This window comes from Hymenobacter aquaticus (genome assembly GCF_004765605.1).
GTDB lineage: Bacteria > Bacteroidota > Bacteroidia > Cytophagales > Hymenobacteraceae > Hymenobacter > Hymenobacter aquaticus.
This window is the reverse complement of the sequence record NZ_SRLC01000001.1, coordinates 96,388-121,663: the sequence shown is the minus strand read 5'-3', so window position 1 is coordinate 121,663 and position 25,276 is coordinate 96,388. Positions and strand designations below refer to the sequence as shown.

The 25,276-nt window shown below is 62.6% G+C and carries 24 protein-coding genes; 11 read left to right on the top strand and 13 right to left on the bottom strand.

The window, feature by feature from the left end:
* Positions 1 to 107: 107 nt before the first annotated feature.
* The 3 genes from E5K00_RS00520 to E5K00_RS00510 form a co-directional block, all read right to left on the bottom strand.
* Positions 108 to 629: a PAS domain-containing protein gene (locus E5K00_RS00520; protein WP_167856683.1), complete on the bottom strand. Its 522-nt coding sequence runs from the start codon at positions 627 to 629 to the stop codon at positions 108 to 110.
* Between the two features lie 31 nt (positions 630 to 660).
* On the bottom strand, positions 661 to 1,023 hold the full coding sequence (locus E5K00_RS00515) for a hypothetical protein (protein ID WP_135460647.1): 363 nt from the start codon (positions 1,021 to 1,023) through the stop codon (positions 661 to 663).
* A gap of 368 nt (positions 1,024 to 1,391) precedes the next feature.
* The gene (locus E5K00_RS00510; protein ID WP_135460646.1) at positions 1,392 to 2,141 is read right to left on the bottom strand and encodes an acyl-CoA desaturase; all 750 of its coding nucleotides are present in this window, start codon (positions 2,139 to 2,141) and stop codon (positions 1,392 to 1,394) included.
* A gap of 157 nt (positions 2,142 to 2,298) precedes the next feature.
* Between E5K00_RS00510 and E5K00_RS00505 the strand changes: the two genes are divergently transcribed.
* The 3 genes from E5K00_RS00505 (at position 2,299) to E5K00_RS22700 (ending at position 3,858) form a co-directional block, all read left to right on the top strand.
* Positions 2,299 to 2,922, top strand: coding sequence for a 2'-5' RNA ligase family protein (locus E5K00_RS00505; protein WP_135460645.1), 624 nt, complete (start codon positions 2,299 to 2,301; stop codon positions 2,920 to 2,922).
* A gap of 86 nt (positions 2,923 to 3,008) precedes the next feature.
* Positions 3,009 to 3,473, top strand: a complete 465-nt coding sequence (locus E5K00_RS00500; protein WP_135460644.1) for a hypothetical protein — start codon at positions 3,009 to 3,011, stop codon at positions 3,471 to 3,473.
* A 214-nt stretch (positions 3,474 to 3,687) separates the two neighbouring features.
* Positions 3,688 to 3,858 carry a hypothetical protein gene (locus tag E5K00_RS22700; RefSeq protein ID WP_167856682.1) on the top strand — a complete coding sequence of 57 codons (171 nt, stop codon included), beginning with the start codon at positions 3,688 to 3,690 and terminating at the stop codon, positions 3,856 to 3,858.
* 89 nt (positions 3,859 to 3,947) lie between these two features.
* On the opposite strand, the gene E5K00_RS00495 is transcribed toward E5K00_RS22700, so the two are convergent.
* Positions 3,948 to 4,370, bottom strand: coding sequence for a helix-turn-helix domain-containing protein (locus tag E5K00_RS00495; protein WP_135460643.1), 423 nt, complete (start codon positions 4,368 to 4,370; stop codon positions 3,948 to 3,950).
* A gap of 18 nt (positions 4,371 to 4,388) precedes the next feature.
* Positions 4,389 to 5,051: a hypothetical protein gene (locus tag E5K00_RS00490; RefSeq protein ID WP_135460642.1), complete on the bottom strand. Its 663-nt coding sequence runs from the start codon at positions 5,049 to 5,051 to the stop codon at positions 4,389 to 4,391.
* A gap of 41 nt (positions 5,052 to 5,092) precedes the next feature.
* Between E5K00_RS00490 and E5K00_RS00485 the strand changes: the two genes are divergently transcribed.
* Together E5K00_RS00485 and E5K00_RS00480 are read left to right on the top strand one after the other, a co-directional pair.
* Positions 5,093 to 5,902 carry a T9SS type A sorting domain-containing protein gene (locus tag E5K00_RS00485; protein ID WP_135460641.1) on the top strand — a complete coding sequence of 270 codons (810 nt, stop codon included), beginning with the start codon at positions 5,093 to 5,095 and terminating at the stop codon, positions 5,900 to 5,902.
* A 238-nt stretch (positions 5,903 to 6,140) separates the two neighbouring features.
* A complete protein-coding gene (locus E5K00_RS00480) occupies positions 6,141 to 7,208 on the top strand; it encodes an N-acetylmuramoyl-L-alanine amidase family protein (protein ID WP_245328176.1) in 1,068 nt (355 codons plus the stop codon).
* Between the two features lie 229 nt (positions 7,209 to 7,437).
* Here the strand turns inward: E5K00_RS00480 and E5K00_RS00475 are convergent, their stop codons facing one another.
* Positions 7,438 to 8,022 (bottom strand): hypothetical protein, encoded by a 585-nt coding sequence (locus E5K00_RS00475; protein ID WP_135460639.1) that lies wholly within the window; start codon positions 8,020 to 8,022, stop codon positions 7,438 to 7,440.
* A gap of 271 nt (positions 8,023 to 8,293) precedes the next feature.
* On the opposite strand from E5K00_RS00475, the gene E5K00_RS00470 reads away from it, so the two are divergent.
* The 4 genes from E5K00_RS00470 (at position 8,294) to E5K00_RS00455 (ending at position 12,050) form a co-directional block, all read left to right on the top strand.
* A complete protein-coding gene (locus tag E5K00_RS00470; protein WP_135460638.1) occupies positions 8,294 to 8,989 on the top strand; it encodes a hypothetical protein in 696 nt (231 codons plus the stop codon).
* 256 nt (positions 8,990 to 9,245) lie between these two features.
* Positions 9,246 to 10,556, top strand: coding sequence for a cystathionine gamma-synthase family protein (locus E5K00_RS00465; RefSeq protein WP_135460637.1), 1,311 nt, complete (start codon positions 9,246 to 9,248; stop codon positions 10,554 to 10,556).
* Positions 10,557 to 10,601: 45 nt separating this feature from the next.
* Positions 10,602 to 11,000, top strand: coding sequence for a hypothetical protein (locus E5K00_RS00460; RefSeq protein ID WP_135460636.1), 399 nt, complete (start codon positions 10,602 to 10,604; stop codon positions 10,998 to 11,000).
* Between the two features lie 111 nt (positions 11,001 to 11,111).
* A complete protein-coding gene (locus E5K00_RS00455; protein ID WP_135460635.1) occupies positions 11,112 to 12,050 on the top strand; it encodes a DUF3667 domain-containing protein in 939 nt (312 codons plus the stop codon).
* Between the two features lie 91 nt (positions 12,051 to 12,141).
* Here the strand turns inward: E5K00_RS00455 and E5K00_RS22695 are convergent, their stop codons facing one another.
* From E5K00_RS22695 to E5K00_RS00425, 7 genes are all read right to left on the bottom strand, one after another.
* The gene (locus E5K00_RS22695; RefSeq protein ID WP_167856681.1) at positions 12,142 to 12,312 is read right to left on the bottom strand and encodes a hypothetical protein; all 171 of its coding nucleotides are present in this window, start codon (positions 12,310 to 12,312) and stop codon (positions 12,142 to 12,144) included.
* 152 nt (positions 12,313 to 12,464) lie between these two features.
* Positions 12,465 to 15,857: an FG-GAP-like repeat-containing protein gene (locus tag E5K00_RS00450; protein WP_167856680.1), complete on the bottom strand. Its 3,393-nt coding sequence runs from the start codon at positions 15,855 to 15,857 to the stop codon at positions 12,465 to 12,467.
* A 437-nt stretch (positions 15,858 to 16,294) separates the two neighbouring features.
* Positions 16,295 to 17,266: a deoxyhypusine synthase family protein gene (locus tag E5K00_RS00445; protein ID WP_044016978.1), complete on the bottom strand. Its 972-nt coding sequence runs from the start codon at positions 17,264 to 17,266 to the stop codon at positions 16,295 to 16,297.
* A 150-nt stretch (positions 17,267 to 17,416) separates the two neighbouring features.
* Entirely contained in the window at positions 17,417 to 17,953 is a 537-nt protein-coding gene (gene hslV, locus E5K00_RS00440) for an ATP-dependent protease subunit HslV (protein WP_135460633.1), read from the bottom strand.
* A 168-nt stretch (positions 17,954 to 18,121) separates the two neighbouring features.
* Positions 18,122 to 20,689: a TonB-dependent receptor gene (locus tag E5K00_RS00435; RefSeq protein WP_135460632.1), complete on the bottom strand. Its 2,568-nt coding sequence runs from the start codon at positions 20,687 to 20,689 to the stop codon at positions 18,122 to 18,124.
* 159 nt (positions 20,690 to 20,848) lie between these two features.
* Complete coding sequence (locus E5K00_RS00430) at positions 20,849 to 22,600, bottom strand: pyruvate dehydrogenase complex dihydrolipoamide acetyltransferase (RefSeq protein ID WP_135460631.1); 1,752 nt, start codon at positions 22,598 to 22,600, stop codon at positions 20,849 to 20,851.
* A gap of 206 nt (positions 22,601 to 22,806) precedes the next feature.
* On the bottom strand, positions 22,807 to 23,427 hold the full coding sequence (locus E5K00_RS00425; RefSeq protein WP_135460630.1) for a histidine phosphatase family protein: 621 nt from the start codon (positions 23,425 to 23,427) through the stop codon (positions 22,807 to 22,809).
* 77 nt (positions 23,428 to 23,504) lie between these two features.
* On the opposite strand from E5K00_RS00425, the gene E5K00_RS00420 reads away from it, so the two are divergent.
* Entirely contained in the window at positions 23,505 to 23,948 is a 444-nt protein-coding gene (locus E5K00_RS00420) for a hotdog fold thioesterase (RefSeq protein WP_135460629.1), read from the top strand.
* Positions 23,945 to 25,177 carry a chorismate-binding protein gene (locus tag E5K00_RS00415; RefSeq protein ID WP_135460628.1) on the top strand — a complete coding sequence of 411 codons (1,233 nt, stop codon included), beginning with the start codon at positions 23,945 to 23,947 and terminating at the stop codon, positions 25,175 to 25,177. The genes E5K00_RS00420 and E5K00_RS00415 overlap by 4 nt, the downstream gene beginning before the upstream one ends.
* Positions 25,178 to 25,276 lie beyond the last annotated feature (99 nt).

The following is a 25,276-nucleotide window of genomic DNA, read 5'->3' as shown; positions in this document are numbered from 1 at the left end:
TTTGGCCCGCTGCTTCCGCCGTCAGGCCTACCCCGCCCTTGCCAGACAAAAAAAGGCTTTCCCGCCGGGGAAAGCCTTTTGCAAAAAATCAATCCGGGCCCGGCGGCTTAGCTGCCCAGGCGCTTTTGCAACTCCTGCACCTGCCGCTCCAGCTCCAGGTTGCGGAACGTTACTTTCACTTCCAGGTCGGCGTAGGCGCGCTCCAGCTCCTGCTCGCGCCGGCGCAGGGCCAGCTCTGTGAGCTTCTGGTCGTGAATGTCGGTGCAGGTGCCGAACCACTGCCGGATCTGCCCGTTTTCGTCGTACTGGGGCTGGGCCTGGCCCAGAAACCAGCGGTAGTCGCCGGCTTTGGACTTGAAGCGGTACTCGATTTCGTAAAACTCGCCGGTGGCCAGCGAGTGGCCCCACACCTGGCGGGCCCGCTGCTGGTCGTCGGGGTGCAACAGGTTGTTCCACATATCCGGCCCCACGCTGTCCTCCAGCGAGTAGCCGGTGAAGTCAATCCAACGCTGGTTGAAGTAGGTATGAAAGCCCGTGGGGTCGGTAAACCAGACCAGCTGCGGGATAAAATCAGCGAAAAGACGGAATTGCGCTTCTGCCTGCTGCCGGATTTGCTCTTCGCTTGACAAAGATTCAGAGGGTAACATAGGGAAAGAAAAATCAACAGGGCTGGGCGAGCTGCAACTCCATGCCCGACTGGAAATACAAGTTAAGCTGGCTCTGCAGGCCGTCGGCGGAGCGCCGGAGCCGCGTAATCAGGGCCTTGGTTTCTTCCTGCAGCAGCTGCAGCTCCAGGTAGGGCCGGTTCAGCAGCGCGTCGCGCTGCACCGACCACTGGCCCGCGTCGTGCTGGGCCGGAGCGTGCACCTGCAAAGTGCCCGGCTGCAGCGTCAGCTTGGTGGCCTGCGCCAGCGCGCTGTTCGGGTTGCCCCGGTTCAGCACCCGGTCTGCCACGCACCACTCCCCGGTGAGATACTCATCGGGCAGTTGCTGCAAATTGACGTCAAATAGAATTTCGTCCATAGTGTACCTGTTACCCAATAACTGACAACCAGCGAGTTGAACGCAACTACAGCTATCCGCCGCCGTGGGTAAAGAAAAATTGCGTTGTGCAAATGTATCAGAGGCAGCAACAGCAGAGAAAGGCAAAAGTTCAGTTTATGGTTGAGCTCTCACAATGACTAACGCTTCGGCCTGAGTGTCACAAACATAAATTTAGGTGTTTTGCCGGTAGCAGAAAAACAACTTTCGATGTGCTGCCGGCCGCTTACCGAACTTTTCGTCTGGTTATAGTTATACTCCTCGGCCGCAGTACCAATGCCCCAACGACCAGCCGGGAGGCAGCAACGGCCCAGGCAGCGTAGGTGGCCGGTTTGCCAGCGGCGGCCCACTTACCGCAGGAGCTGGGCGCCGTCTTTGCGGAGGCGGATGACGCGCAGCTTATCCAGGGTCCAGATGACGGGGTACGTGGGGTCCAGCTCCCACCACTTCACCCCGAAGTTGGCGCGGCTGGGCAGCTTGTGGTGGTTGTTCTGAAACAGCTCCCCGCCGGTAAGAAAGTCGAAAAACAGGGAGTTGCGCGACTTATCGTGGTTGTCGAAGTTCTGGTAGCCGTACTTATGGCCGCTCCAGTTGACGATGGCCCCGTGCACGGCACCCATCGTGAAGTGGATGGGCAGCAGCAGGTACTGCCACCAGGCCGTGGCAAACTGCACGTAGAACAGAATGTAAAACACGCCCCAGGCCACGCGCGAGTACCACTTGTTGCCGAACTCGTCCAAGCCGCGCCACTCGGGGTAGTCGCCCTGGGCAAACCGCTCGGCAGCCCGGGAGCGGCCGTAGAGCACGTCGTGGTACACGGTCCGCGTTTTCCACATCATCAGGAAGGCATTGGCCGAGTAGTGCGGGGAGTGCGGGTCGCGCTCGGTGTCGGAGTAGGCGTGGTGCAGGCGGTGCAGCAGCGCGTAGGCCCGCGGCGACAGGTACGAGGAGCCCTGCCAGAGGTAGGTCAGCACGAAAAACACCTTTTCCCAGTACCGGTGCATGCTAAACATGCGGTGGGCGGCGTAGCGGTGCTGAAAAAACGACTGCGTAAACAGCGACAGGTACCAGTGGGCCAGAAAGAAAACGAGGATAGCCATAGCGCAGCACAACGGAGACGTGAAACCCGCCGGCAGCCCCGCCGCCAGCCGGGGAAATATACTGAATCTGCCCTTCAGCAAAGCCGGTCCGCACCGGGAGCGGCCAGGAAATACCGGTCCAGCTCAACCTCGGGGCCGGTTATGGAGTTTAGCAGGTATGCTCGCCATCACCACTCTGCTCACGCCGCACTACGCGAACCGCATCAACCGCATCATCAAGGGGCTGGAAACGGAATTCGGCCTCGACGACGTGCAGGCAACCCCCGATCCGCACATCACTTACCAGCTGGCCGGGGTGCGCAAGCTCTCGGCGCTGAAAACGGTGCTCCGCGACATTGCGGCCACCACCGCCCCGTTTGAGGTGCATACCACCGGCCTGGGCGTGTTTCCGGGGCCCAACCCGGTTATCTACATCCCGGTGCTGCGCACCGACGCGCTGAACCAGCTGCACCAGCGCATCATCCGGGCCACCGCGCCGCTGTGTTTGCGCACCGATAAGTTCAGCGGGCCCGACTGCTGGCTGCCCCACATTTCCCTGGCCCTGCACGACACCACGCCCGAGCTGCTGGGCCCGGTGCTGCAGTACCTGAACCGCCAAACCTTCAACATGAAGCTCATGCTCGACAACCTGGCCATTCTGCGGCAGGAAGGCGACCTGTTTCTGAGCGAGGAGCTGTTTTGCTTCGACGGGCGGCCCCGGCCGGTGCCCGCGCCAGCACCCGCGCCGGATGCCGAGGCCTGTCCCCTGCCGGCCACGCTGCTCACGCCGCGCGCCCTGTAAAGCCGCCGGCTCCACTTTTTGCGCGGCCGGCGCGGCAATCTGGTTTCCAGCCCCGACCTTTACCGCTTCACCCTTCCCTTCTGCTTATGTACAACGCCGTACTCATTCTGCACTCCTGGAGCCGCTGGCTGGTTCTGATTTTTGGTTTGATTGCCATTTTCCGCGCGCTGGGCGGCTGGCAGGGCCGCAAGCCCTACCTCGGGGCCGACAACGGCATGGGCGCCGCCTTCGTGGGCTCGATGCACCTGCAGCTGCTGCTGGGCCTGATTCTGTACTTCGGCCTGAGCCCCTTCGGTGTGAAGGCGTTTGAAACGGCCGGCGCCGCCGTCATGAAAGACCCGATTGGGCGTTTCTGGGGCGTCGAGCACATTGCCACGATGGTGCTGGCCGTCATTGCCGCCCAGGTGGGCCGCACCCTGTCCAAGAAAGCTACCGACCCGGTACTCAAGCACAAGCGCGCCTTCGTGTGGTTTACCATTGCCCTGCTGCTGGTGCTGCTCATGATTCCGTGGGGCATCTGGAACCCGGCCCGGCCCCTGTTCCGCTTCTAGCGGCAGGCTCCGGCTCTGGTCATCTGTTGCCTACCGACGGCTCCCGGCTTCACCCGGGAGCCGTTGTAGTTTAACGCCTATGCGTAGGGGCTCAGCGGTTTTTTTGGGCGAGCTATAGTCTCCATCACTTCTTCTTGCAATCTTGCGTAGTATAGCTGCTACTGTTACCCGTAGCCAGTGTTCTTCTACTGTCCGTTTCTTCAGCTCTATTCTCGTGCAAAAGCCAGCGTCCAATCCCCGATTCTCGCGGGATGAGTTTTGCCACCTGATCGACAATCATCTGCACCAGTTGGAGTCGAGCCAGCTGGCCCGGCGCAAGTATGCCGCGCTGCTGGCGGCCGTGCGCAACAGCTTCGAAGCCTACCAGAAAACCCGCCAAGCCTAACGCCCCCGGCCAAAGCTAAACCTACCAGTGGCCCGCTCCATCCAGAGTTGATGGGGCGGGCCACTGGCGTTGCGGGCAGGACGCGTTAGTTAGAGCGCATAGCCGCCCGAGGCTTCCAGGCGCTGGGCTTCCCACTGCTGCTCGCGGTACTGCTTGGGCGTGCAGCCCTGGAAGCGCTTGAAAAACTTGGTGAAGTTCGAGGGGTCGTAGGTCAGGCCCTGGGCAATGTCGGCCACGGAGCGGGTCGCGTCCAGCAGCTGCGCCCGGGCCAGGTCCATCAGGCGGGCCTCGAAAAAGTAGCAGGGCGCGTGGCCGGTCGTGAGCTTGATGGTGTTGCTCAGGTGGGTGGGATGAATGCAGAGCTGGCCGGCCAGGTCCCGGATTTCAAACATTTCCGTGGCTTTGCCGCTGACGATATCGGCCAGGTGCTGGTCAATCAGGCGCAGGAAATCGGCGGTGATTTCGTGCTGGCGGGCCAGGAGTTTCTTGGGAATGGACGGGGTAGAAGGCATAAAGGCAGAGAATAGCGGTTAGGCCATCAGGTACACATAATAGGGCTGAAAGCCTCTCATCTCAACATACACCGAGGCCATTCGGATTTTAGCATGCGTTGTTTCAAAGGCTATTTCCCAAGCCGGTTCCGCAGTATCTGGTTTTTCGATAACGGGCAAACTGAGAAAGTCCGGCTGAAATTCCTGCTTAAAATCACGAATCACAAAATCAGGTTCCGACTTTGTAAACGTGGCCGTTATTAGTTGCGCTATAGCCGGTACCATCTGTTCATACCGGGCTTCTATTTCCTGATAAAAGCTCCGCTGAGCAGCCGTTGGGCCTGTTTTAGGGCCATCAATAGCCAACCCGACTTCGTAGCGGGCCGCCGTAAACCGGGTTTCTCCCTCCCAGTAGCCACCACCAGATTCTGGTGTATCAAAATAGCGTAAACGACCAAACACCTGGTCTTCGAGGCGAAGGGGCTTGCCAAACAGAAAACTCCAAAAGCCCATGCGTACAGTTGGTTTTTGCCGGTAAGCTACGAGCTTTTCCTCGGGTGGCGGCCGGCTGCCGCCCCGCGCCTGGCCCGGGCGCGAGGCGTAAATTTCCAGCGGAATACTGTTACTGAATAACTCCCGGCCAATAAATTTGTGGCCCGGGGCACCCGCCGGGGCTTGTGCGCAGGCCGCCGGCGGCAGCACTTGTTTCGCTCCGGTTGGCTCTTTTCCCTATTCTACTCTACATGCAAAAACTACTACTCGCCGCTTCGCTCCTCATCAGCACGGCGGCCTCGGCCCAGGTGACGCTGGAAAACACCTACGTGCTCAACGCCCCCGCCATGCAGAGCGAGGACTTGTTTCCGATTAAGCTCTCCACCGGCGAAGCCAAGTACGTGCGCTTCAACTCGGCCACCCGGCTGATGACGCTCTACAACCTCAACCACAGCCAGTTCAAGCAGCTGACCGTGCCCGCGCCCCCGGCCGGCTACGGTGCCCCTGGCATCGACTACGTCAGCGACAAGCTCTTCAACCAGGATGCGGCCCTGGAGTACATCGTGTACTACAACCGCACCAACGCCACCTCCCAGGAAACGACCATGCTGAACGTGTACTCGGAGGCCGGCACCCTGCTGCTGCGCTCCGACTCGGCGTACGTCAACCACATTTTCAACACCAGCGCGGGCACCAAAATGCTGCTGAGCAAGGCCTACCCCAGCCTCACGGGCGGCAACCGCTCCAAAGTGGTAGCCTACGCCCTGGGCGGCACCCTGACCACGCTCAAAACCCAACAGGCCGAAGCCGACGGCCTACGCCAGCCCTACCCCAACCCCGCCACCGAAAGCCTGCGCCTGCCCTACGAGGTGAAGAAAGGCACGGCCACGCTGCGCATCACCGACGCGGCCGGGCGCACGGTCGCCACCTACCAGGTCGATTCGACCTTCGACCACCTGCTGCTCAACGCCGGGGAACTACGCTCGGGCGTGTATTTCTACCAGGTGGTCGCCGCCGACGGCTCGGCCTCACCGGCGCGCCGCTTCGTGGTAAGCCACTAAGGCCCGCTCCGGCGGCCAGGCCCGCCGGAATCGTAGCCGGCCCAGGCCCGCGGCTCGGCCGCGGGCCTTTTTTATATTCTATATTCTGAAGATTTACTGCCTCCTTTGCAGTATTGTATGGCAGAAGCCGGCCGTGGCACGTATGCAGGGCTTCTGTCGTTGGTCGGGCTCCGGGGGCCGGCGCGGGGGCTACGTGCTTCTGCTCAGCCGCCGGCCGCCTTTTTATCCCGTTTTGCTTTTGCGCACCGTCTCCCTCCTACTGCTTTTTTGCCTGCTGTCGGCGCAGGCGTTTGCCCAGGCTGCCTACCGGCGCGTGAAGGCCCGCAACGGCGACGGGGTCGAAACCCTGCTGCTGCGCCACGGCCTGAGCCCGGGCCGCTACGGGGCCGCCTTCAAGCAGCTCAATAAGAAAAACCTGACCCGCCGCCACGGCCTCATCACCGGCCGCACCTACCTGCTGCCCCGGCCCGTAGCCACCCGCAAAGCGACGGTCGGCGGCAGCCGTAAAAACGGGGTCAAAACCGCCCGCGTGGCCACGGCAGCGCCGGTGGTCATCAGCAAAACGCCGATTAGCAACGCCGCCCTGTTTGGGCCCCGCTACAACCTGGCCCGGGCCGGCCGCGGGCCGCTGCGGGGCGCGGTATTCTACCTGTCCTCCGGCCACGGCGGCCCCGACCCCGGCGCCATCGGCCAGTACGGCTCCTTTCAGTTGGCCGAAGACGAGTACGCCTACGACGTGACCGTGCGCCTGGCCCGGGTGCTGCTCTCCTACGGGGCCCTGGTCTACGTGATGGTGCAGGACCCCAACGACGGCATCCGGGACGAGAACGTGCTGCCCATGGACTACGACGAGGTGCAGTACCCGCAGCTGCGCATTCCGCTGAGCCAGGTGCAGCGCCTGCGCCAGCGCATTGCCCAGGTCAATAAGCTTTACGCCCGCCACAAGGGGGCCTACCAGCGCCTGCTGGCCTTGCACGTGGATAGCCGCAGCGTGGGCCAGAACATCGACGTGTTTTTTTACCACCACCCCAACAGCGCCACCGGCCTGCGCCTGGCCAAGAACATTCACCGGGTGTTCACCAGCCGCTACAAGCGCGCCCAGCCCAACCGCCCCTACTCCGGCAACGTGTCGGAGCGGGGCACCCTGTACGAGGTGCGCAACAGCCACGCCCCGGCCGTATTCATGGAGCTGGGCAACATCCGCAACCAGAAAGACCAGCGCCGCTTCGTGGTGGCCGACAACCGCCAGGCCCTAGCCAACTGGATTGCCGAGGGCATCATTGCCGATTATCGGGGGAAGCAGTAGCGTGGTTTTGTCCTGGCGCGAGTTTAGGCGCAGCCGTAACTCGTGCCAATCAGTTATGGGAGGCTGTGCCTCCCCCGTTCGAACGACAACGCCCGGATTTCTCCAAGCGGCGCGGTACCGACTTGCCGCGTTGCGGCAGTGGAGGTACAACCTCCACCTGATGGCTGGGCACGAGTTACGGCTGCGCCTAAACTCGCGCCAGTGGCGCCAGTGGTGGCCCGGTGCTGGCTTAGGGCCATACGATGTAACTTCCCTCTGGCGAGCTAACAGTACCGGTCCAGGCCTTTTCTTCAATGGCTTCCTTGTCCCTTTGAATGGAATAAATGGCCCGCATCCGGCAGCTTATATAGGCCCGGTCACTTTTGCTTTCATAATTGAGCACCGAGTTTTCCCAGACAGCGCCGTTCTTGGGATTATTATTCATGGTCACTGCGAAGACGTAAAAGCCGTGGGGCGCAATGGTGACTGTGGTAGGCACATTCTTATCCCATCCCCGCTCTTCTTTACTTGACCGTACTTTTTGACCGTTAGGATACGTTATTTCAAAGGACAGTCCGAAATAGCCCCAACTGTTCCATTCTTCGAATAGCTTGACTGGCTGGTCGGAAGTATTGGTAAGCAACACGTAAAAACGGTCGTCAGCGGAGTTCAGCACAATCATCGGGCTGTTGGCGACAGGGCCGGCATACGAGGTGGGGACAATTGCGAGGGTCAGGCTGGGTTTGGGCTTGCCAGGCGAGTTTTGGGCTATAGCCTGGGGCACGAAGGCCAGCCGCAAGAGCGTCGCCAGAAAAAGAAGGAAGAGCTTTTGCATAGGGCTACGTCCTGCCCCTATTGGTAAGGCAGGTTTTCGGGCGTAGGATGCCGTTACCAACGATGGTAACGCCGGTTTTCGGTCGTAAGGTAGCATTACCATCGTTGGTAAGACAACCTTTCGGCCGTAGAGGAGCATTACCAACGATGGTAAGGCTGGTTTCCGGGCGTAGGGTGGCCTTACCAACGATGGGCAAGGATATCTTTTCCGCGTCATTGGTTTATCTACGTATTTCTATATCTTATCCCAGTACAATTAACCCCTCATTATTATGTTCTTACCATTTCTCAAGAACCCGTTTGCCTCCAAAAAAATGGCGCGGGATGATTTCCGCGACCTGATGGATGGCCACCTCAGCCGCCTCGCCAGCCAGAACAAGGCCGGGCGCTACGCGGCCATGATTGCCAGCCTGGAGCCCCACCAGGCCGCCTACCACGCCCTGCTCGGCGAGCAAGACCAGAACCTGGGCCAGCGCCTGGGCAAAACCGACACCGTGGAGGAGCTGCTGGCCGAGTTTAAGCAGTTTGCCAAAGACGAGCTGCTGGTGGAGGCCGAGTACCAGTTTAAACGCAAGAAGCCCAATGCCGAGGCCCTGACGGCGTTTCTACCCAAAGGCCGCAAGGAGTACAGCCAGGCCACCCTGCTCACGCTGCCCACCCTGCTCCAGCGCGTGGCCGACCTGACCCAGACCTATAAGGCGGAACTCGGTGCCGACCTGGCGACCAAAGCCACCGACCTGCAAGCGGCCTACACCACCGCCCGCGAAACCCAGGGCGAGGCCAAGGGCGACGTGCAGGGCAACTCCAAGGAAGAGAAAAAGCTGCGCAAAGCCGCCGCCCGCCAGCTCAAGCTCAACCTGCTCGACCAGGTGAAGCTCCACATCGATGAGCCCGAGGCCGTGCTGGCCCTCTACGATGCGAAGTGGTTCACGAAGCCGGCCAAGGGCGACGTGAAGTCAAAGATGTAGAGACGCAATATTTTGCGTCTCGTCGTTGCTGATGTTGTTTCGTATCCGCCGTGTTACGCGGTTACGGTCGTTCAACGATGAGACGCAAAATATTGCGTCTCTACCCCGTTCTGGATACAAAAAGGCCGCCGCTGGATTCAGCGGCGGCCTTTTTTTTGTGCGCGCAAGGCCCGCCCGGCCGGAGCGCCCCCCTACTTCTCCGAAAAAGCTACCTTCGCAGAACCCAATCTTCCCACCCACCCAACATTTTTCCGTCATGACCAACCGTCAAGACCACGCCCACATCAACGGGCAGCAGCTCCACCCCGAGAGTTTGATGATGAGCTACGGCTACACCCCGGCCTGGAGCGAAGGCGCCATCAAACCGCCCATTTTCCAGACCTCGACCTTCGTTTTTAAGAACGCCGAGGAAGGCAAAGCCTTTTTTGAATTGGCCTACGGCCTGCGCCAGGCCAATCCCGACGAGGAAATGGGCCTGATTTACTCCCGCCTCAACAACCCCAGCCTCGAAATCCTGGAGCACCGGCTCACGCTCTGGGACGGGGCCGAGGAAGCCGCCTCCTTTGCCTCGGGCATGGCCGCCATCAGCACCACCCTGCTGGCCCTCTTGCAGCCCGGCGACGTAGTGCTGCACTCCGAGCCCGTGTACGGCGGCTCCGACTTCTTCCTCAAGAACGTGCTGCGCAAGTTCGGCATCGAGGCCCAGGGCTTTTTGCCCACCGCCACGCCCGAGCAGCTCGAAGCCCAGGCCGCGGCCATTGCCCCCGGCCGCCTGGCCATGATTTTCGTGGAAACGCCCGCCAACCCCACCAACCACCTCGTCGACCTGGAAGCCTGCGCCGCCCTGGCCCGCCGCTACGGCTCGGCCGAGAAACCCGTGCGCCTGGTGGTGGATAATACCTTCCTGGGCCCCGTGTTCCAGCACCCCTTGAAGCACGGCGCCGACGTGGTGCTGTACTCGGCCACCAAGTTCCTGGGCGGCCACTCCGACCTGATTGCCGGCGCGGCCCTCAGCAGCAAAAGCCTGATGAAGGAAATCAAGGCAATGCGCACCTTCATGGGCACCATGTGCGACCCGAACACCGGCTGGATGCTGATGCGTAGCCTCGAAACCCTGAAGCTGCGCATGGAGCGCGCCGCCGCCTCGGCCCAGGTTATTGCCGATTGGCTGCGGCAGCACCCCCTGGTGGCCCGCACCTATTACCTGACCCACCTGGAGCACTGCCCCAAGCAGCAGGACATCTACCGCCGCCACTGCCTCTCGCCCGGCTCCATGATTTCGTTCGACATCCGGGGCGGCGAGGCCGAAGCCTTCCGCTTCCTCAACGCCCTGAAGCTCATCAAGCTGGCCGTGAGCCTGGGCGGCACCGAAAGCCTGGCCGAGCACCCGGCCACCATGACCCACTCCGACATTACCCCCGCCGACCAGCTCGAAATGGGCATCACCTCCCAGATGATTCGCCTCAGCATCGGGGTGGAAGATGCTCAGGATCTGATGCTGGACCTGAGCCAGGCCTTCGAGGCCGTGGGCGTGCCGCAGGAGGTGCGGGTGGCCGAGCTGGCGTAGGGCACAATCCGTAGTTACTGCTCCCAAAACGCACTTTCCAGCAGCATGAGCACCCCAGAAGACGCGTTTCAAGCTGCCTATTATTACAGCTGCCTCTACAACTCGCTGGCACTGTTCGCCGCCTCTCCCAGCTACCTGCATAGCTTGGCGGGGCCGGTATTCGACCCGGTCTTCGAATTGGAATCGGAATACGAATATGCTTTTAACGAGCCGGTCTTCGAGGCCAATTTCAGACACGGTAAGGTCAGCAAAGCTCTAAGAAACGACTTGCTGGCTTTCAAAAGCCAGGTCGACGCGGTGCCAGCTTCGCTTTGGCGGTGGGAGTCTATTGTCGTCCACAGCACTTGGGCCGCAATCCGGCTAGCGGCGGAGGAGTTGTTGGTTAAGCTGGGGGAGTCACGGCGCACCTACGATGCTGACTTCACCACGATTATCCCGGCCTAAGAGGGCCAAACGTTTGCAAAAAAGCTCGCCGCTGAATATCAGCGGCGGGCTTTTTTGCTTGCAATTTTTAGAACAAGTGGCTTTCTTTCAAAAATATCCTCTCTACCCTACATGGAAATCACCTCTCCTCCCACGCTGGCTATCGACCTGGCCCTGGTCGGCTCCGGGCACGGGGCCACGGGGGGCCATGCCTCCGGGCCCGGCCCCGCCACCTGCCTGAACTGCGGCACGCTGGTGCCCGAGCGGTTTTGCGGGCACTGCGGGCAGGATGCCCACCACACCCACCGCCTCACAATGGCCCACATGCTCCACGAGGTTCCGCACAGCATCTGGCACGTAGACAAGGGCATTGTGTACTCCCTGCGGAACCTTCTGCTGCGCCCCGGCGCCACCATCCGGGGCTACCTGGCCGGGCAGCGCAAGCCCCACTTCCCGCCCCTGTCCCTGCTGCTGCTCGTGACCGGTATCTACGCCTTTTTGTCCGCCGTGCTGCACATCGATCTGACCCCGCCCCGCGACCCGGCCGTGCCCGAGGCCGTGTGGCAGATGCAGAAGACGTCCACGGCCCTGCTGGCCAAGTACCTGAGCTGGTACTACGTGGCTCTGGTGCCCATCATAGCCGCTTTTGCCCGCCTGTTTTTGCGCCTTGGGGGCTACAACTACGCCGAGTGCCTGGTCATGGTAGCCTTCGTTACGGGCGCCTGCAATTTCCTGACCTTGCTGGCTATGCCCCTCACGTACGTTTTCTCCGGCACGCCCCAGATCCAGCAGGTCAGCTTCGCGGTATCGGCCCTGAGCCTGGGCTACGCCACCTGGGCCTACGGCTCGATGCTGGCCCACACCGGCCTGAGCCTCGCGGGCCGGCTGCTACGAGGCTTTTTCCCCTTCGTGCTGGGTATTTTCCTGCCGCCCCTTCTGATTGGTATCCTCTGGATGAGCCTGCAGCCCGATGCGGTGAAAAAGCAGATTATCGAGCAGCAGCGCCGCCAGCGGCAGGCCCAGACCACGGCAGCCCCCGCGCCGGCCCGCCCGGTGGCCCCTGCTCACTAAGCGCGGTTTTCTGGAATAACACACAAAAAAGCCCGCCGCTGAACCTCAGCGGCGGGCTTTTTACAACGTAGCAGGCGCCCCAGCGTCACACTCAACACCAGCGGGCCACGATGGCCGCGTCCGACCCGGTGATGAGCCCGGGCGGGTCCTGGCCCAGCTTGCCCCAGGTGATTTTCTCGTTCGGCACGGCCCCGCAGTACGAGCCGCAACGGGTAGAACATTCGGAAATATGGTGGCAGTACTCCAGGCGCTGGCGCAGCATCGGCAAGATTGGCTAGCCCAACATAAAAACACCCCGCACTATGAAGCGCGGGGTGTTTTTTTTGCCGTAGCCCTTCCGGCCGACAGCAGCGGGACTACCCATCAATTAGAGCGGCAGAAGCAAGCAAAGCGGGCCTGCCTGCGGCTCTCCGATTAATTGAGTACGATGCGCTTGCTGATGACTTCCGTTCCCAGGCGCACCTGCAGAACGTAGACTCCAGCCGCCAGCGCCGGCACCCGTACGGTAGCGCTGCTGCCTACCGCCGACAGTGCGGCGGCCTGCTGATGCACCTGCTGCCCGAGGGCATTCAGCAGCACCAGCTCGGCCGTGCCGCCCTGGGCCACTTTGGGGAGCTGCACCAGGAAGCTGCCGTGCGCCGGGTTGGGATATACGCCCGTAGCGGCCGCCAATGGGCTGGCTTGGGCAGCCAATGGCCGGGAAGGCTCGAAGCGCAGCGAGAAGCGGTTGGCGGCCGTCAGGCTGCTCAGCTCAAAGCTATACACTGCCTGCTGGCTCAGGTTCACGTCGCGGCCCGTTACGTCGTCGTGCAGGAATACGGTGCCGGGCGCCGTGTTCAACAGCTGTTGGGCGCTGAGGGAGTAAGTGCCGGCTTGGGGCACGGTCAGGCGCAGGGGCACCACGGTAGCCGCCGTCAGCACGGGCAGGCCGTTGATGGCTACTTCCTGGCCGGCGGCCACAGAGGCCACGTTCAGGCCGTGGGGGTTGGAGAGCTTCACCGCGTCGTAGGCCGCGTCGATGCCGGCGGTGGCATCGGCCTGCTGATACACGTAGGCATCATCGGTGAGGGGGCTGCCCTGGCCCTGCAAGCGCAGCTGCACCAGGGGCCGGGTTTCGGCCGAGCGGTTGAAGGCCGGCTGGGTGGCGTAAGTCGTCACGCGGGCCGTGTTGGTGAAGGTCAGCGTGGCGGACGAGCTACCCGGCGTCACGCGGACGAAGAAGCCCTGGCCGCTGCTCACCAGCGGGTCGCCGATGCCGCCCACGTAGCTGCGGTAGCCACCGGCGTACTGCGCGGTGCTCTGGTACACGTACATGGCATTGTCGAGGCCGGCGGGAATGGTGACTTTGCTCCAGTCCAGCGGGGCGGGGTACGGGTTGCCCACCAGGTGCAGGCCGCCTTCGGAGCCACCGGCCCGGTTGAGCGTGCGCGAGACGGGGCCGTTACCGAGCGTGCCCACGAAGTCAACTTTCTCACTGCCGGCAATATTAACGGTGTAGCCCAGGCCCGGAGTCAGCGGATCGGTGGCGGCAGCGGGCGAAAACCAGCCCTTGTCGAAACCCGAGTAGGTGGTAGCGGGGCTGGTCAGCACGCGGCTCTCATCGTAGCCAAACACCGTGGGGAAAGGCGTAATCAGGTTGGGCGTAGCCGAGGTATTGTAAGCCGCGTTGAGCGTGGGCGAAAACGGGTTGGGGCCACCGGTAGCCAGGTCGGCCACGGTGGTGTTGGTCACGGGCGCGGCGTAGTGGCGGTAGCCCGGCCCGGCGTTCAGGCTGGGGTTGATGTAGCGCTGCACCGTCACGTTGCCCGTCACGCTGCCGTTGGTGTTCACGGCCAGGGCCGTACCGGTCGAGTCGGTGGAGAGCAGCGTCAGGGGCTGGCCGTTGGTGTTCAGCACGCCGCTGGTCAGGCGCAGCACCTGGGCCACGCTGGTGGCCGCGCTCAGCGTCACGCCGGTGCCATTGCTTACGGCCAGGTCGCGCACGCGGCTGGGCAGGGCGTTGCCCGTCACTTGCGCCGCCGTGCCGTTGTAAGTGTAGCGGCCCGAGAAGCTGAAGGTGCGCGCCCCGATTACCTGCACCGCGCCGGTAGCCCCGGTGCTGCTGATGCCGGCCGGGTCGCAGATCTGCAGTTCGGCACCGGCCTGGAGCGTGAAGGTGCCGCTGCCGCTGATGGCCTGGCAGTTAGTATTGAGCACGCCGCCGGGCTGCACCACGAAGGCCCCGGCCACCGACACTGAGCCCGTAACGGTGCCCACGCCCGTGCCCGTCACGGTGATGTTGTTGTAGGCACCGCCCGGGATGTTGGCCGTGGTGCTCACCGTCAGATCCGTCAGGCTGGTCCCGTTATACAGCACCGTGGTGGCAGTGCTGGCAAGATTAGCGGTTACCAGGTCCAGGGCCCCGTCGCCGTTCACGTCGCCCGGCATGATGACGAAAGGCTGGGTGTTGGCAGCGTAGGTGGCCGCGGCGGCAAACGTGCCCGCGCCGCTGTTGCGGCACACGCTCACGTTGGCGCCGTTGAAATTGGCTACCAGCAGGTCCAGGTCGCCATCGGCATCCACGTCGGCCAGGCTCACGTCGATGGGCTGCGAGCCAACCGTAACGGTGGTAGGAGTACCAAAAGTGCCGTTGCCCACGCCCAAAGCTACTACCACGGTCGTACCGTTGCGGTTGCAGGTGACCAGGTCGGCGATATTGTCACCGTTCAGGTCGCCGGCGACCAGGCCAAAGGGGGTGAGGCCGGGGTTAACGTTGGCAGCGGCGGTGAACGTACCATTGCCCACGCCCAGCCTGATGCTCAAGGTATTACCATTAGCGTCGGCCGTGGCAAAGTCCATGATACCGTCGCCGTTGAAGTCGGCGGCCGCTATCCCGTAGGGACTGGCGCCCGTAGTAGCAACCTGCGTGGCAGCGGCAAACGTGCCGGCGTTGTTCAGGTTCAGCGTCACGTTACTGTTGCCGACGCTATTGGTCAGAATATCCAGGTCGCCGTCGCCGTCCACATCTACCACGGCCACATTCCGCGGACTGGGGCCAGTGGGGAGCAGGGTAGCCGCGCCCAGCACGCCGCCCACGTTGCGGTGCACCGAGGTGCCGCCCGCCCCGAAGCTGGGTGTCACGGCATCCAGGTCGCCGTCGTTGTCCACGTCGGCCAACACCACCTGACTGGGGCCAGACCCGGTGGCAGTGCTCACCGGCGCGGCGAAGCTGCCGCCGCCCGTGCCAATGTACGTGAGCAGGGTGCTATTGCCCGTCCCGATGACGACATCCATAATACCATCACCGTTCACGTCGCCTATTGCAACTCCCTGACCGTTGCCGGGAATGGTGAGGTTGGGGGCGGCCGTGTAGGTGCCGGCACCGTTGCTGACCGCCGCCACAAACGACGTGACGTAGCCCCGGTCCACGGGGATGCCGCTGGTGCTCTGGGCCGCGGTGGTGAGGGTAGCCTGTACCGTTTCGCCGGGCTGGAAGTCGAGGGTCGGGTTGAAGGTGACGGTGCTGCCGCTCACCGAGCCCGCGCCGGCCAGCAGCCCGCCGCGCCGGCTGCCAAACACGCGCACGGCGTTGGCGGAGCCCGCGTTGAGCGCCTGCGAGAGCGTAAAGGTGACGTTGCTGGCGCGCGGGGCACTGGCCTTGTTGGGCATCGGCGACACGCTGGTGACCGTCGGCGACACCGCCAGCAACCGGCTGCTGCTACCCGTGCCGACAACCTTGCCGGGCAGCGGCGACGGCAGCACGAGGCTGGGGAGCGGAGCCGTGGTAGCGCGTGCCGGCGGCACGCTGCTGGAGAAGGACTGTGCCAATCCTGGGAGGGCAAACAGCCACACTCCTGTCAGAAGCCCTAAGCTTCGTAGCGGGCACGCCCCTCTGGCAGATCCGGTTGCGGAAAAGTGTTTCATTCAAAAACAATAAGTGTGAGGGAAATAAGATCTAAGCGAATACAAGTATAAATGTTTCTTTACTCAATATGATTAGAACATTCGCAAGAATATATTAATCTTCAATACTCTATATTGTTAAACGCGCCATTCTGCAAGTTGCTCAACTCAGTTCGGTCAGCTGGCGGCGGCAGAGCCAAGCGCTTTCGATGGTCTATTCTGCTGCCCAGCTTCATTGCTGCTAACCGTAGCCTAAGCAGCGGCCGGCAACCTAAGGACGCCAACCAGCAGGCCCCGAAAACAAGAAAACGGACTGGCAGCGCGCCAGTCCGTTTTCCAAAATCAACTATTACAGGGCTGAACTATTGCCCCAGCACCATAGCAAACACCAGCGGGGCCACGATGGTCGCGTCCGACTCGATGATGAACTTGGGCGTGTCCTGGCCCAGCTTGCCCCAGGTGATTTTCTCGTTCGGCACGGCACCGGAGTAGGAGCCGTACGAGGTGGTCGAGTCCGAAATCTGGCAGAAGTAGCCCCACAGCGGCACGCTGGTGCGGCCCAGGTCCTGGTGCAGCATGGGTACTACGCAGATGGGGAAGTCGCCGGCAATGCCGCCGCCAATCTGGAAGAAGCCCACTTTGCTTTCCTCGGTGGCCTGCTGGGTGTACCAGTCGGCCAGGTAAATCATGTACTCGATACCGGTGCGCACGGTGTGCACGTTCTTGATGTCGCCGCTGATAACGTGGCCGGCGAAGATGTTGCCCAGCGTGCTGTCTTCCCAACCGGGGCAGATGATGGGCAGGTTTTTCTCGGCGGCGGCCAGCATCCAACTGTCCTTGGGGTCAATCTGGTAGTACTGCTCCAGCTCGCCCGACTTCAGGATCTGGTAGAAGAACTCGTGGGGAAAGTACTGCTCGCCGGCCTTATCGGCCTTCTCCCAGAACTTCAGTACCGAGTGCTCGAGGCGGCGCATGGCTTCTTCCTCGGGAATGCAGGTGTCGGTTACGCGGTTCATGTGGCGCTCCAGCAGGGCCTGCTCGTCGGCGGGCGTCAGGTCGCGGTAGTTGGGCACCCGCTCGTAGAAGTCGTGGGCTACCAGGTTGAAGATATCCTCTTCCAGGTTGGCACCGGTGCAGCTGATGATCTGGACCTTGTCCTGGCGAATCAATTCGGCCAGCTGGATGCCCATTTCGGCGGTGCTCATGGCGCCGGCCAGGGTAATCATCATCTTACCGCCTTCGGCCAGGTGCTTGTTGTAGCCTTCGGCGGCATCAATCAGGGCAGCAGCGTTGAAGTGGCGGTAGTGGTGCTTGAGGAAGTTGGTGATTTGCATGTTAGTGCTTGGTGCTTAGTGCCTAGTGCTTAGTAGCAGTTACTACTGACAGCTTCAGCGGTAAAAAAAGACAGAAATTAAGAAACTGTGCCCGCTACCTAACGCTCCGTGCAACTAAGCACCAAGCATCAGGCACCAAGCAATAACAACCTATACCGGCTGCTCAATCATCAGGTTGTGGTTGGTGTAGATGCAGATGTCGGCGGCAATGTGCAGGGCTTCTTCCACCATCTGGCGGGCCGTGAGGTGGGGCGCATGCTTTTTCAGGGCCAGGGCGGCGGCCTGGGCGTACATGGCCCCCGAGCCGATGGCGGCCACGTCGGAGTCAGGCTCCAGCACGTCGCCGGTGCCGGCAATGATGAGCAGCTCGTCCTTGTCGCAGACCACCATCATGGCTTCGAGCTTGCGCAGGTACTGGTCTTTGCGCCACTCCTTGGCCAACTCGATGGCGGCGCGGCGCAGCTGCCCGCCGTAGCCGCCGAGCTTTTCCTCGAACTTATCGAGCAGCATGAAGGCATCGGCCGTGGAGCCGGCAAAGCCCGTGACGACCTTGCCGTCCTGGAGCTTGCGCACCTTGCGCACGTTGCTCTTGGCCACGTGCTTATCCATAGTCGCCTGGCCGTCGGCGCCGAGGGCAATTTCGCCGTTGTGGCGCACGCCAAGCACGGTAGTAGAGCGGATTCTCATGTTGGGTAGTTGTCAGGTGTTGGTTGGCAGGGGCCGAAAAACGCTTGTCATCCTGAGTAAAGCGAAGGACCTTATCCGGATGAAACGAGAATCGGTGTTACGATTCGTTCTATCCGGATAAGGTCCTTCCTTCGCCAGGATGACAGTTAACGCGTAGCTGGCACCTGCTTAGAAACGGGCCTGCAATTTAGCAAAGTAAAACCGACCGTTGGCCCCCATCTGCACCGGGTCCCAGGCGCCGCCGGTTTCGGTCAACTGAGGGTTGAACAGCGTGGGATACACGTTGCCCAGATTAGTGCTGCCCACGGCCAGCTGCAAATGGTCGTTGAGTGAGTAGCTCACGGTCAGGTCGGTGGTGATGCGGGCCTTATAGTTCATCGGAGCCCCGTCCCAGTCGATAAGCTGCACCTTATCGAAGCGCACGAAGCGCAGCAGCGCGCCCCACTTGCTGACTTTGTAGTCGAAGGTCAGGTTGATTTTGGAGGGCGGCGCCGAGGCTTTCACGAAGGCCTGCTCCCGGGCTCCAAAGAACTCCTCCTCCCGCCCGGCCAGGCGGCCCGAGGTCTGCACCCGCTCGATGCGCAGGCGGTTGAAGTTGGCGGCCAACGTGGAGCTTAGCCGGCCGGTGCCCAACGTAGCGGTGTGGTTCAGCACCACATCCAGACCCAAAGAGCGGGTATCGGCGGCATTGGCAAAAAACTGCGCCTGCCCCACGCCCAGCGCCTCCAGGTCGGCCCCGATAACGGGGTCCAGGTTATCATCCCCGTCGCGGGCACTAAACTGGCTGGTGAGCACCACGCGGTCCTTTACCTTGATGTAGTAGCCATCCAGCGTCAGGCTCAAGGACGAGCCGATGCGGCTGGTCAGGCCGATGTTGGCGCTGTTGGAGGTTTCCTGGCGCAGGCTCGGAATGCCCAGCTTCTGGGTTACGGCGCTGTTGTTACGGGCCAGCAGCACTTCCACCGGGTCGCCGCCGATGAAGTTGGTAAAAGTGGAGTTGAAGTTGATCTGGGCCAAAGACGGGGCCCGGAAGCCGGTGCTGTAAGTACCCCGCAGGGTCAGAAATTCGGTCAGGTTGTAGCGCGTGGATGCCTTGTAGGTGAGCGTGCTGCCGAAGTCGGTGTAGTGCTCGTAGCGCAGCGCGGCAGCCACCAGCCACTGGGCCGTCACGCTCAGCTCAGCATCCACGTACAGGCCCAGGTTGTCGCGCTGGGCCTTTATTTCGTCACTGGGCTGGAAGCCGGGGAAGCCCTGGGAGCCGCCGGTAAAGTCGGCGTTGTAGTTGCGGTACGACTTTTCCTCACCCGCAAACAAGGTGTACCACTCGTGCCGCCACTCGGCCCCGGCCGCCAGGTTCAGGCCCTGCAATACGGTTTTGTAGTTGCGCGTGAGGCCCACGCTTTGCACCTGCTGCTGCAACTGGAAGCCGCCGGCCCTGAAGCTGGTGGGTGAACTGGCGCCCAGCGAGGCATTCAGGGAGTTGCGCACGCCGTACTCGAAGCGGTTGGACCCGAAGTTGTTGCTCAGGTCCAAATCCCACTCGCCGAGCTTAGTGCGCAAACCCAGCACGGCCGACGCGTCCCAGATGTCGCTGGTAATGATGGGGTCGAAGCCGTTGGGGTAAATGGCGGGCACGTTCCGGTCGTCGTCGGCAAAGCGCGTCCAGGCGTAGGCGTCACCCTGGCGCTTGTTAGCCCCGCCGAAAGCGTACACGTAGGTCTGGTCGCTGACGGCAAACTTGGAGTTCAGGTACGCCGACACGTTCGATACCTTCGGGTCGCCGTACTCGCGCCGGGCCAGCCCGTCGGGTGAGGGCACATCGGCCCGCTGGGTGTGCTGGCGCTGGTTGAAGTCGAGCGTGGCGTTGATAAAGCTGCCCCGCTCCCCCAGCCCCAGACCGTAGTTGACGTTGGCGTTGAAGTTGCCGCCGTCAAACTTCTGGTCGTCGCGGCGGTATTTGGCCTCGTAGGCGCCGTAGTTCACGCTGGCCGTCAGCTCATCGACGGAGCTTTTCAGCACGATGTTAATCACACCGGCAATGGCGTCGGAGCCGTACTGGGCCGCCGCCCCGTCGCGCAGAATCTCGATTCGCTCGATGCTGGCGGCCGGAATGACGTTCAGGTCGGTGCCGGTATTGCCGCGGCCCCGCGAGCCAAACAGGTTCACCAGGGCCGACTGGTGCTGGCGCTTGCCGTTTACCAGCACCAGGGTCTGGTCGGGGCCCAGGCCGCGCAGGGAGGCCGGGTCCACGTGGTCGGCCCCGTCGGAGCCGGTCTGGCGGTTGGAGTTGAAGGAAGGCGCCACAAATTGCAGCAGCTGGTTCACGTCGAGTTGGCCGGTTTTGGTGGTCACCTCGCGCAGGTCGATAATGTCCACTGGCGAGGGCGAGTCGGTCACGGAGCGGTTCTGGCTGCGCGAGCCGACCACCTGCACGGTGCCCAGGCTGGTGGTGGCCTCGGCCAGGCTCACGCTGATTTCGCCGCTGCCGGCCGTCACCTCCTGCGGGGCAAAGCCGATGGAGCTGATGAGCAGGCGCGGGCTGCTGGTCCGCGACGATAAGGTGAAGCGGCCCGCGTTGTCGGTGGCCGTACCGTTGTTGGTGCCTTTCTCCACCACGGTGGCCCCGATGACGGGCCGGCCGGCAGCATCCAGCACCCGGCCACTGAGCGTCTGACTCTGCCCCCAGGCCGTGGCACTGGCCATGCACAGGGCTACTACAGCTATACTTTTCCGCATACTCAGAGTTGAATTGGTGAATAACCGGGCAGCATTGGCCTCAATGCCTCCCTCACCGGCAAGTATAGGGGTTTTGCAATGAAGTAGGTCCTTCAGCAAAAAAACCAGCCGGATGGGGCTGGTTTTTCTGTTACTGGCAATAAAGCTGCGCTCTGGCTATCAGATCAGCATTTTCATCGGGTCTTCCAGCAGGGCCTTGAGCGTCTGCAGGAAAGCCGCCCCGGTCGCGCCGTCCACCACGCGGTGGTCGCACGAGAGGGTTACTTTCATGACGTTGCCAATGGCCAGCTGCCCGTCGCGTACCACGGCGGTCTGCTTGATGCCGCCCACGGCCAGGATGCAGGCATCCGGCGGGTTGATGATGGCCGTGAACTCCTCGATGCCGAACATGCCCAGGTTGGAGATGGTGAAGGTGCTGCCCTCCCACTCGGCGGGCTGCAGCTTCTTCGATTTGGCTTTGCCGGCCAGCTCTTTCACTTCCGTGGCAATAGTCGCGAGGCCTTTGCCGTCGGCGTTGCGCACCACGGGCACCAGCAGACCTTCGTCCACGGCTACGGCCACGCCGATGTTGACCACCTTGTTCTGGCGGATTTTGTCGCCGAGCCACGACGAGTTAACGGCCGGGTGCTGCTTCAGGGCCACGGCGGCCGCCTTGATAACCAGGTCGTTGAAGCTGAGCTTCACCGGCGAGAGGGTGTTGAGCTGGGTACGGACTTCCATAGCCCGGTCCATCAGGATTTCCATCGTCAGATAGAAATGCGGGGCCGTGAACAGGCTTTCCGAGAGGCGGCGGGCAATGACTTTACGCATCTGCGACACGGGCGTGTCGGTGTAGGTGCCGTCGGCGGGCTGAGCGGCGGGGGCAGCAGCCGGAGCTGGTGCGGCAGCCTGGGGCGCAGCAGCAGCGGGGGCCGCCTGCGGCGCGGCGGCCGGAGCAGCTTGCGGAGCAGCGGCCGGGGCCGCGCCGGGCTGGGCGCTTTCCAGGTCGCGCGACACGATGCGGCCGTTTTCGCCCGAGCCTTTGATGGTGTTCAGGTCGATGCCTTTCTCGCGGGCAATGCTCTTAGCCAATGGCGAGGCAAACAGCCGGCCACCAGTGGTAGTAGCCGCCTGCGGCGCGGCCGCCGCGGCCGCTACCGGAGCAGCCGGCGCCGGAGCCGACGCAGCCGGAGCAGCTTCAGCGGCGGGAGCGGCCGCCGGGGCCGGTGCCGCACCACCCGACTGCCCGCCGAGTAGGCTTTGAATGTCGGCGCCTTCTTCGCCGATGATGGCCAGAATGCCATCCACGGCTACGGCTTCGCCTTCTTTGGGGCCGATGTAGAGCAGCGTACCGTCGTCGTAGTTTTCCAGCTCCATCGTCGCCTTGTCGGTTTCGACTTCGGCCAGCACGTCGCCGGACTTCACTTTGTCGCCTACTTTTTTCTGCCAGGAGGCAATGGTGCCTTCCGTCATCGTGTCGCTCATTTTCGGCATCCGGATAACGGTAGCCTTCTTGCCGTTGCCGGCGGGAGCTGCCGGCGCAGCGGCTACTGGAGCAGGAGCGGGAGCGGGAGCAGCGGCAGGGGCCGGAGCAGCGGCAGGAGCCGGAGCGGGTGCCGCTTCCGGAGCCGGAGCTGCCGCGGCCGGCGCGCCGCCACCCTGAATCTGGCTGAGCAGGGCGGAAATATCTTCGCCTTCTTTGCCGACGATGGCCAACACGCCATCCACGGGCACCGATTCGGTTTCTTTAGGACCAATGTAGAGCAGGGTGCCGTCCTCGTAGTTTTCCAACTCCATCGTGGCCTTGTCGGTTTCTACTTCGGCCAGGACGTCCCCGGATTTGACTTTATCACCCACCTTTTTGAGCCACGACGCAATGACCCCCTCGGTCATGGTGTCGCTCATTTTGGGCATTTTTATGATTTCGGCCATCTGCGTCTTCGATTGTGTTGTGTAGGGTCAAAATTAGCCCGAAAATCTTCGGGTGCAAACTATAACGTTGCGGCAACCCGGCCCGGCCGCGTAGCGAATTTTCGCCCCGCGCAGTAGCCGTCAGACTATTAGCAAATTGGTAGGAGCCGGCGTTCCGGATTACACCACTCCCTTTACTACCAGCCTCCGGATTGCCCCAAACGCGGCTAACATTCGTTCAGGTGGGTTACATCCAGAAAGCTGTTGACGGAAAACATGCTGCCCGTGTAGTGCAGCTTATACAGGCACAGGTTGCGGTGCTCGAACGAGTCCATGCAGCGGAGCGGGTAGTTCAGCAGCTGGCACAGCAGCACGCGCATGGCCCGGCCGTGCATGCACACCAGCACGGTTTCTTCCTCGGGGCGGCTGCGCAGCAGCTCAATGAACGGGCGCTGCCGGGCCGCCACTTCATCCGGACTTTCGCCGCCCAGCAGGCGGGCGTGGGTTTCGCCCCGCTGCCACTGCTGCAGCACGCCGTGGTACTCTTCGTCTTCGTCGGGGGTGATGCGCAGACCCTCGCGCACGCCCCAGCTAATCTCGTTGAGGCCGCTGTGCTCCTCGTGGGGCAAGTGCAGGTCCAGAAAGCCCTGCACCGACTGATGGGTGCGTTTTAGCGTAGAGGTATACACCTTGTCGAAGGGCAGCTGCTGGTAGACCGCGAAAAAGCGGGCCGCCTGCCGATGGCCGGCCTCGTTCAGGTCCGAGTCGACGCCGGAGCCCTGCACGATACCGGCCACGTTGAAGTCGGTTTGCCCGTGCCGGATGAGGTATATTTTTTTGACGCTCACTTTCCCGCTAGCTTTGTTGTTTGGCCCCGAAAGTACTGCTTTCCGGCCCTGAATCCGTTTAATTCCGCTTCTACTGCATGGCATATCCTACCGCCGACCTGGCCCAGCTCAACGCCTGGTGCCGCAATACGCTGGGCGAACACCTTGGTATTGAAATCACTGAAGTTGGCGACCGGCTGCTGGTGGGCCGCATGCCCGTGGACCGCCGCACGCACCAGCCCATGGGCCTGCTGCACGGCGGCGCCTCGGTAGCACTGGCCGAAACGCTGGGCAGCATTGGCGCGGCCCTACAGGTAGACGTACGCAAAAAGGCCTGCGTGGGGCTGGAAATCAACGCGAATCATCTCAAGGGTGTGCACTCGGGCTGGGTGGTGGGCCGGGCCACGGCCCTGCACGTGGGCCGCAGCACCCAGGTGTGGGAAATCCGCATTACCCACGAAGAAACCGGCGTGCTGGTGTGCGTCAGCCGCATCACGATGGCCGTCATCGACCTGCCGGCCGGCGCCGAGCCCCGGGCATGAGCCAGCCGCTTCCCCGGATAGTACCCTGGCCCGGCCCGGTGCCCGAGCTGCCGGAGCAGCAACGGCAGCTGTTTGCCTTTGCCCTGGAGCAGCAGCTGCCGGTAGCCGCCTGGCGCCTGCCCGGGACCGAGCACGCCCAGGTGTGCATCAGCCGGTCGGCCGACGCGGCCCTGACGGGCCTGCCCCCGGCCCTCACGCCCGAGGCTCCGGCGGGCTTCGCCTTTTTTCCGTTCCGCGACTCCGACCACAACCCGGCGCTGTTTCTGCCCGCCGACATTTACTGGAACGCCGAGCTGCCCAATCAGCTCCACCTCGACTCGACTGATAACCGGGCCAGTCAGCTGCTGGCTTTCGTGGCCACCGAGCACGCCGCAGTGCCTCAGCCCCTGCCCTGGCACCAGAGCGCCCAGCCCGCGCCCCACACGGCTACGCCCGAAGAATATCACCACCTGGTAGAAACCGGGGTGGCGGCCATTCGAAGCGGACAGGTAGTGAAAGTGGTGTCGTCGCGGGCGGCGCGGCGGCCCCTGCCCGCGGGCTTCGACGTGCTGCGGGCCTTCCGGGATTTGTGCGCGCGCTACCCCCGCGCCTTCGTGTCGCTGGTCAGCGCGCCGGGGGCGGGCACCTGGCTGGGCGCGTCGCCCGAGGTGCTGGCCGAAATCGACGAGCAGGGCATTTTCCGGACGATGGCCCTGGCCGGCACCCAGGCCCTGGCGCCCGGCGCCCTGCCCCACCACGCCATCTGGCGGCAGAAGGAAATTGAGGAGCAGGCCCTGGTGGCGCGCTACATCGTGAGCTGCTTTAAGCAGCTGCGCCTGCGCGAGTACGAGGAAACCGGCCCCCGTACGGTGGTGGCGGGCCAGCTGCTGCACCTGCGCACCGATTTTGCCGTGCACCTGCGCCAGGTGCCCTTCCCCACCCTGGGCACCGACATGCTGCGCCTGCTGCACCCCACCTCGGCCGTGGGCGGCATGCCCAAGCAGGCGGCCCTGACGTTTTTACAGGAGCACGAAGGCTACGACCGGGCCTACTACAGCGGCTTTCTGGGCCCGGTAAACCTGCCTAGCAGCGGCGTTTCCCGGCTGTTCGTGAATCTGCGCTGCCTGCAACTTCGCTCCCACGAAGCCGTTCTGTACGCGGGCACCGGCCTTACCGTCGACTCCGACCCGGAGCGCGAGTGGCAGGAAACGGAAATGAAACTCAGTACCATAGGAGCCATCTTGCGGTGAATGAGTGAAATGGTGAATGAGTGAGTTTTTCGTTTTATCGGCGCAGATCAGCCCAGAACCACCTCTTCTCTTTGCCCACTTCACTCATTCACTCATTCA

Bases quoted from the DNA above. Each gene is read 5' to 3' on its own strand.
- E5K00_RS00430 (WP_135460631.1), bottom strand. From the start codon at position 22,600: ATGGCCGAAATCATAAAAATGCCCAAAATGAGCGACACCATGACCGAG.
- E5K00_RS00455 (WP_135460635.1), top strand. From the start codon at position 11,112: ATGGAAATCACCTCTCCTCCCACGCTGGCTATCGACCTGGCCCTGGTC.
- E5K00_RS00470 (WP_135460638.1), top strand. From the start codon at position 8,294: ATGTTCTTACCATTTCTCAAGAACCCGTTTGCCTCCAAAAAAATGGCG.
- E5K00_RS00445 (WP_044016978.1), bottom strand. From the start codon at position 17,266: ATGCAAATCACCAACTTCCTCAAGCACCACTACCGCCACTTCAACGCT.
- E5K00_RS00505 (WP_135460645.1), top strand. From the start codon at position 2,299: ATGCTCGCCATCACCACTCTGCTCACGCCGCACTACGCGAACCGCATC.
- E5K00_RS00435 (WP_135460632.1), bottom strand. From the start codon at position 20,689: ATGCGGAAAAGTATAGCTGTAGTAGCCCTGTGCATGGCCAGTGCCACG.
- E5K00_RS00465 (WP_135460637.1), top strand. From the start codon at position 9,246: ATGACCAACCGTCAAGACCACGCCCACATCAACGGGCAGCAGCTCCAC.
- E5K00_RS00495 (WP_135460643.1), bottom strand. From the start codon at position 4,370: ATGCCTTCTACCCCGTCCATTCCCAAGAAACTCCTGGCCCGCCAGCAC.
- E5K00_RS00415 (WP_135460628.1), top strand. From the start codon at position 23,945: ATGAGCCAGCCGCTTCCCCGGATAGTACCCTGGCCCGGCCCGGTGCCC.
- E5K00_RS00460 (WP_135460636.1), top strand. From the start codon at position 10,602: ATGAGCACCCCAGAAGACGCGTTTCAAGCTGCCTATTATTACAGCTGC.
- hslV (WP_135460633.1), bottom strand. From the start codon at position 17,953: ATGAGAATCCGCTCTACTACCGTGCTTGGCGTGCGCCACAACGGCGAA.
- E5K00_RS00485 (WP_135460641.1), top strand. From the start codon at position 5,093: ATGCAAAAACTACTACTCGCCGCTTCGCTCCTCATCAGCACGGCGGCC.
- E5K00_RS00475 (WP_135460639.1), bottom strand. From the start codon at position 8,022: ATGCAAAAGCTCTTCCTTCTTTTTCTGGCGACGCTCTTGCGGCTGGCC.
- E5K00_RS00500 (WP_135460644.1), top strand. From the start codon at position 3,009: ATGTACAACGCCGTACTCATTCTGCACTCCTGGAGCCGCTGGCTGGTT.
- E5K00_RS00515 (WP_135460647.1), bottom strand. From the start codon at position 1,023: ATGGACGAAATTCTATTTGACGTCAATTTGCAGCAACTGCCCGATGAG.
- E5K00_RS00510 (WP_135460646.1), bottom strand. From the start codon at position 2,141: ATGGCTATCCTCGTTTTCTTTCTGGCCCACTGGTACCTGTCGCTGTTT.
- E5K00_RS22695 (WP_167856681.1), bottom strand. From the start codon at position 12,312: ATGCTGCGCCAGCGCCTGGAGTACTGCCACCATATTTCCGAATGTTCT.
- E5K00_RS00420 (WP_135460629.1), top strand. From the start codon at position 23,505: ATGGCATATCCTACCGCCGACCTGGCCCAGCTCAACGCCTGGTGCCGC.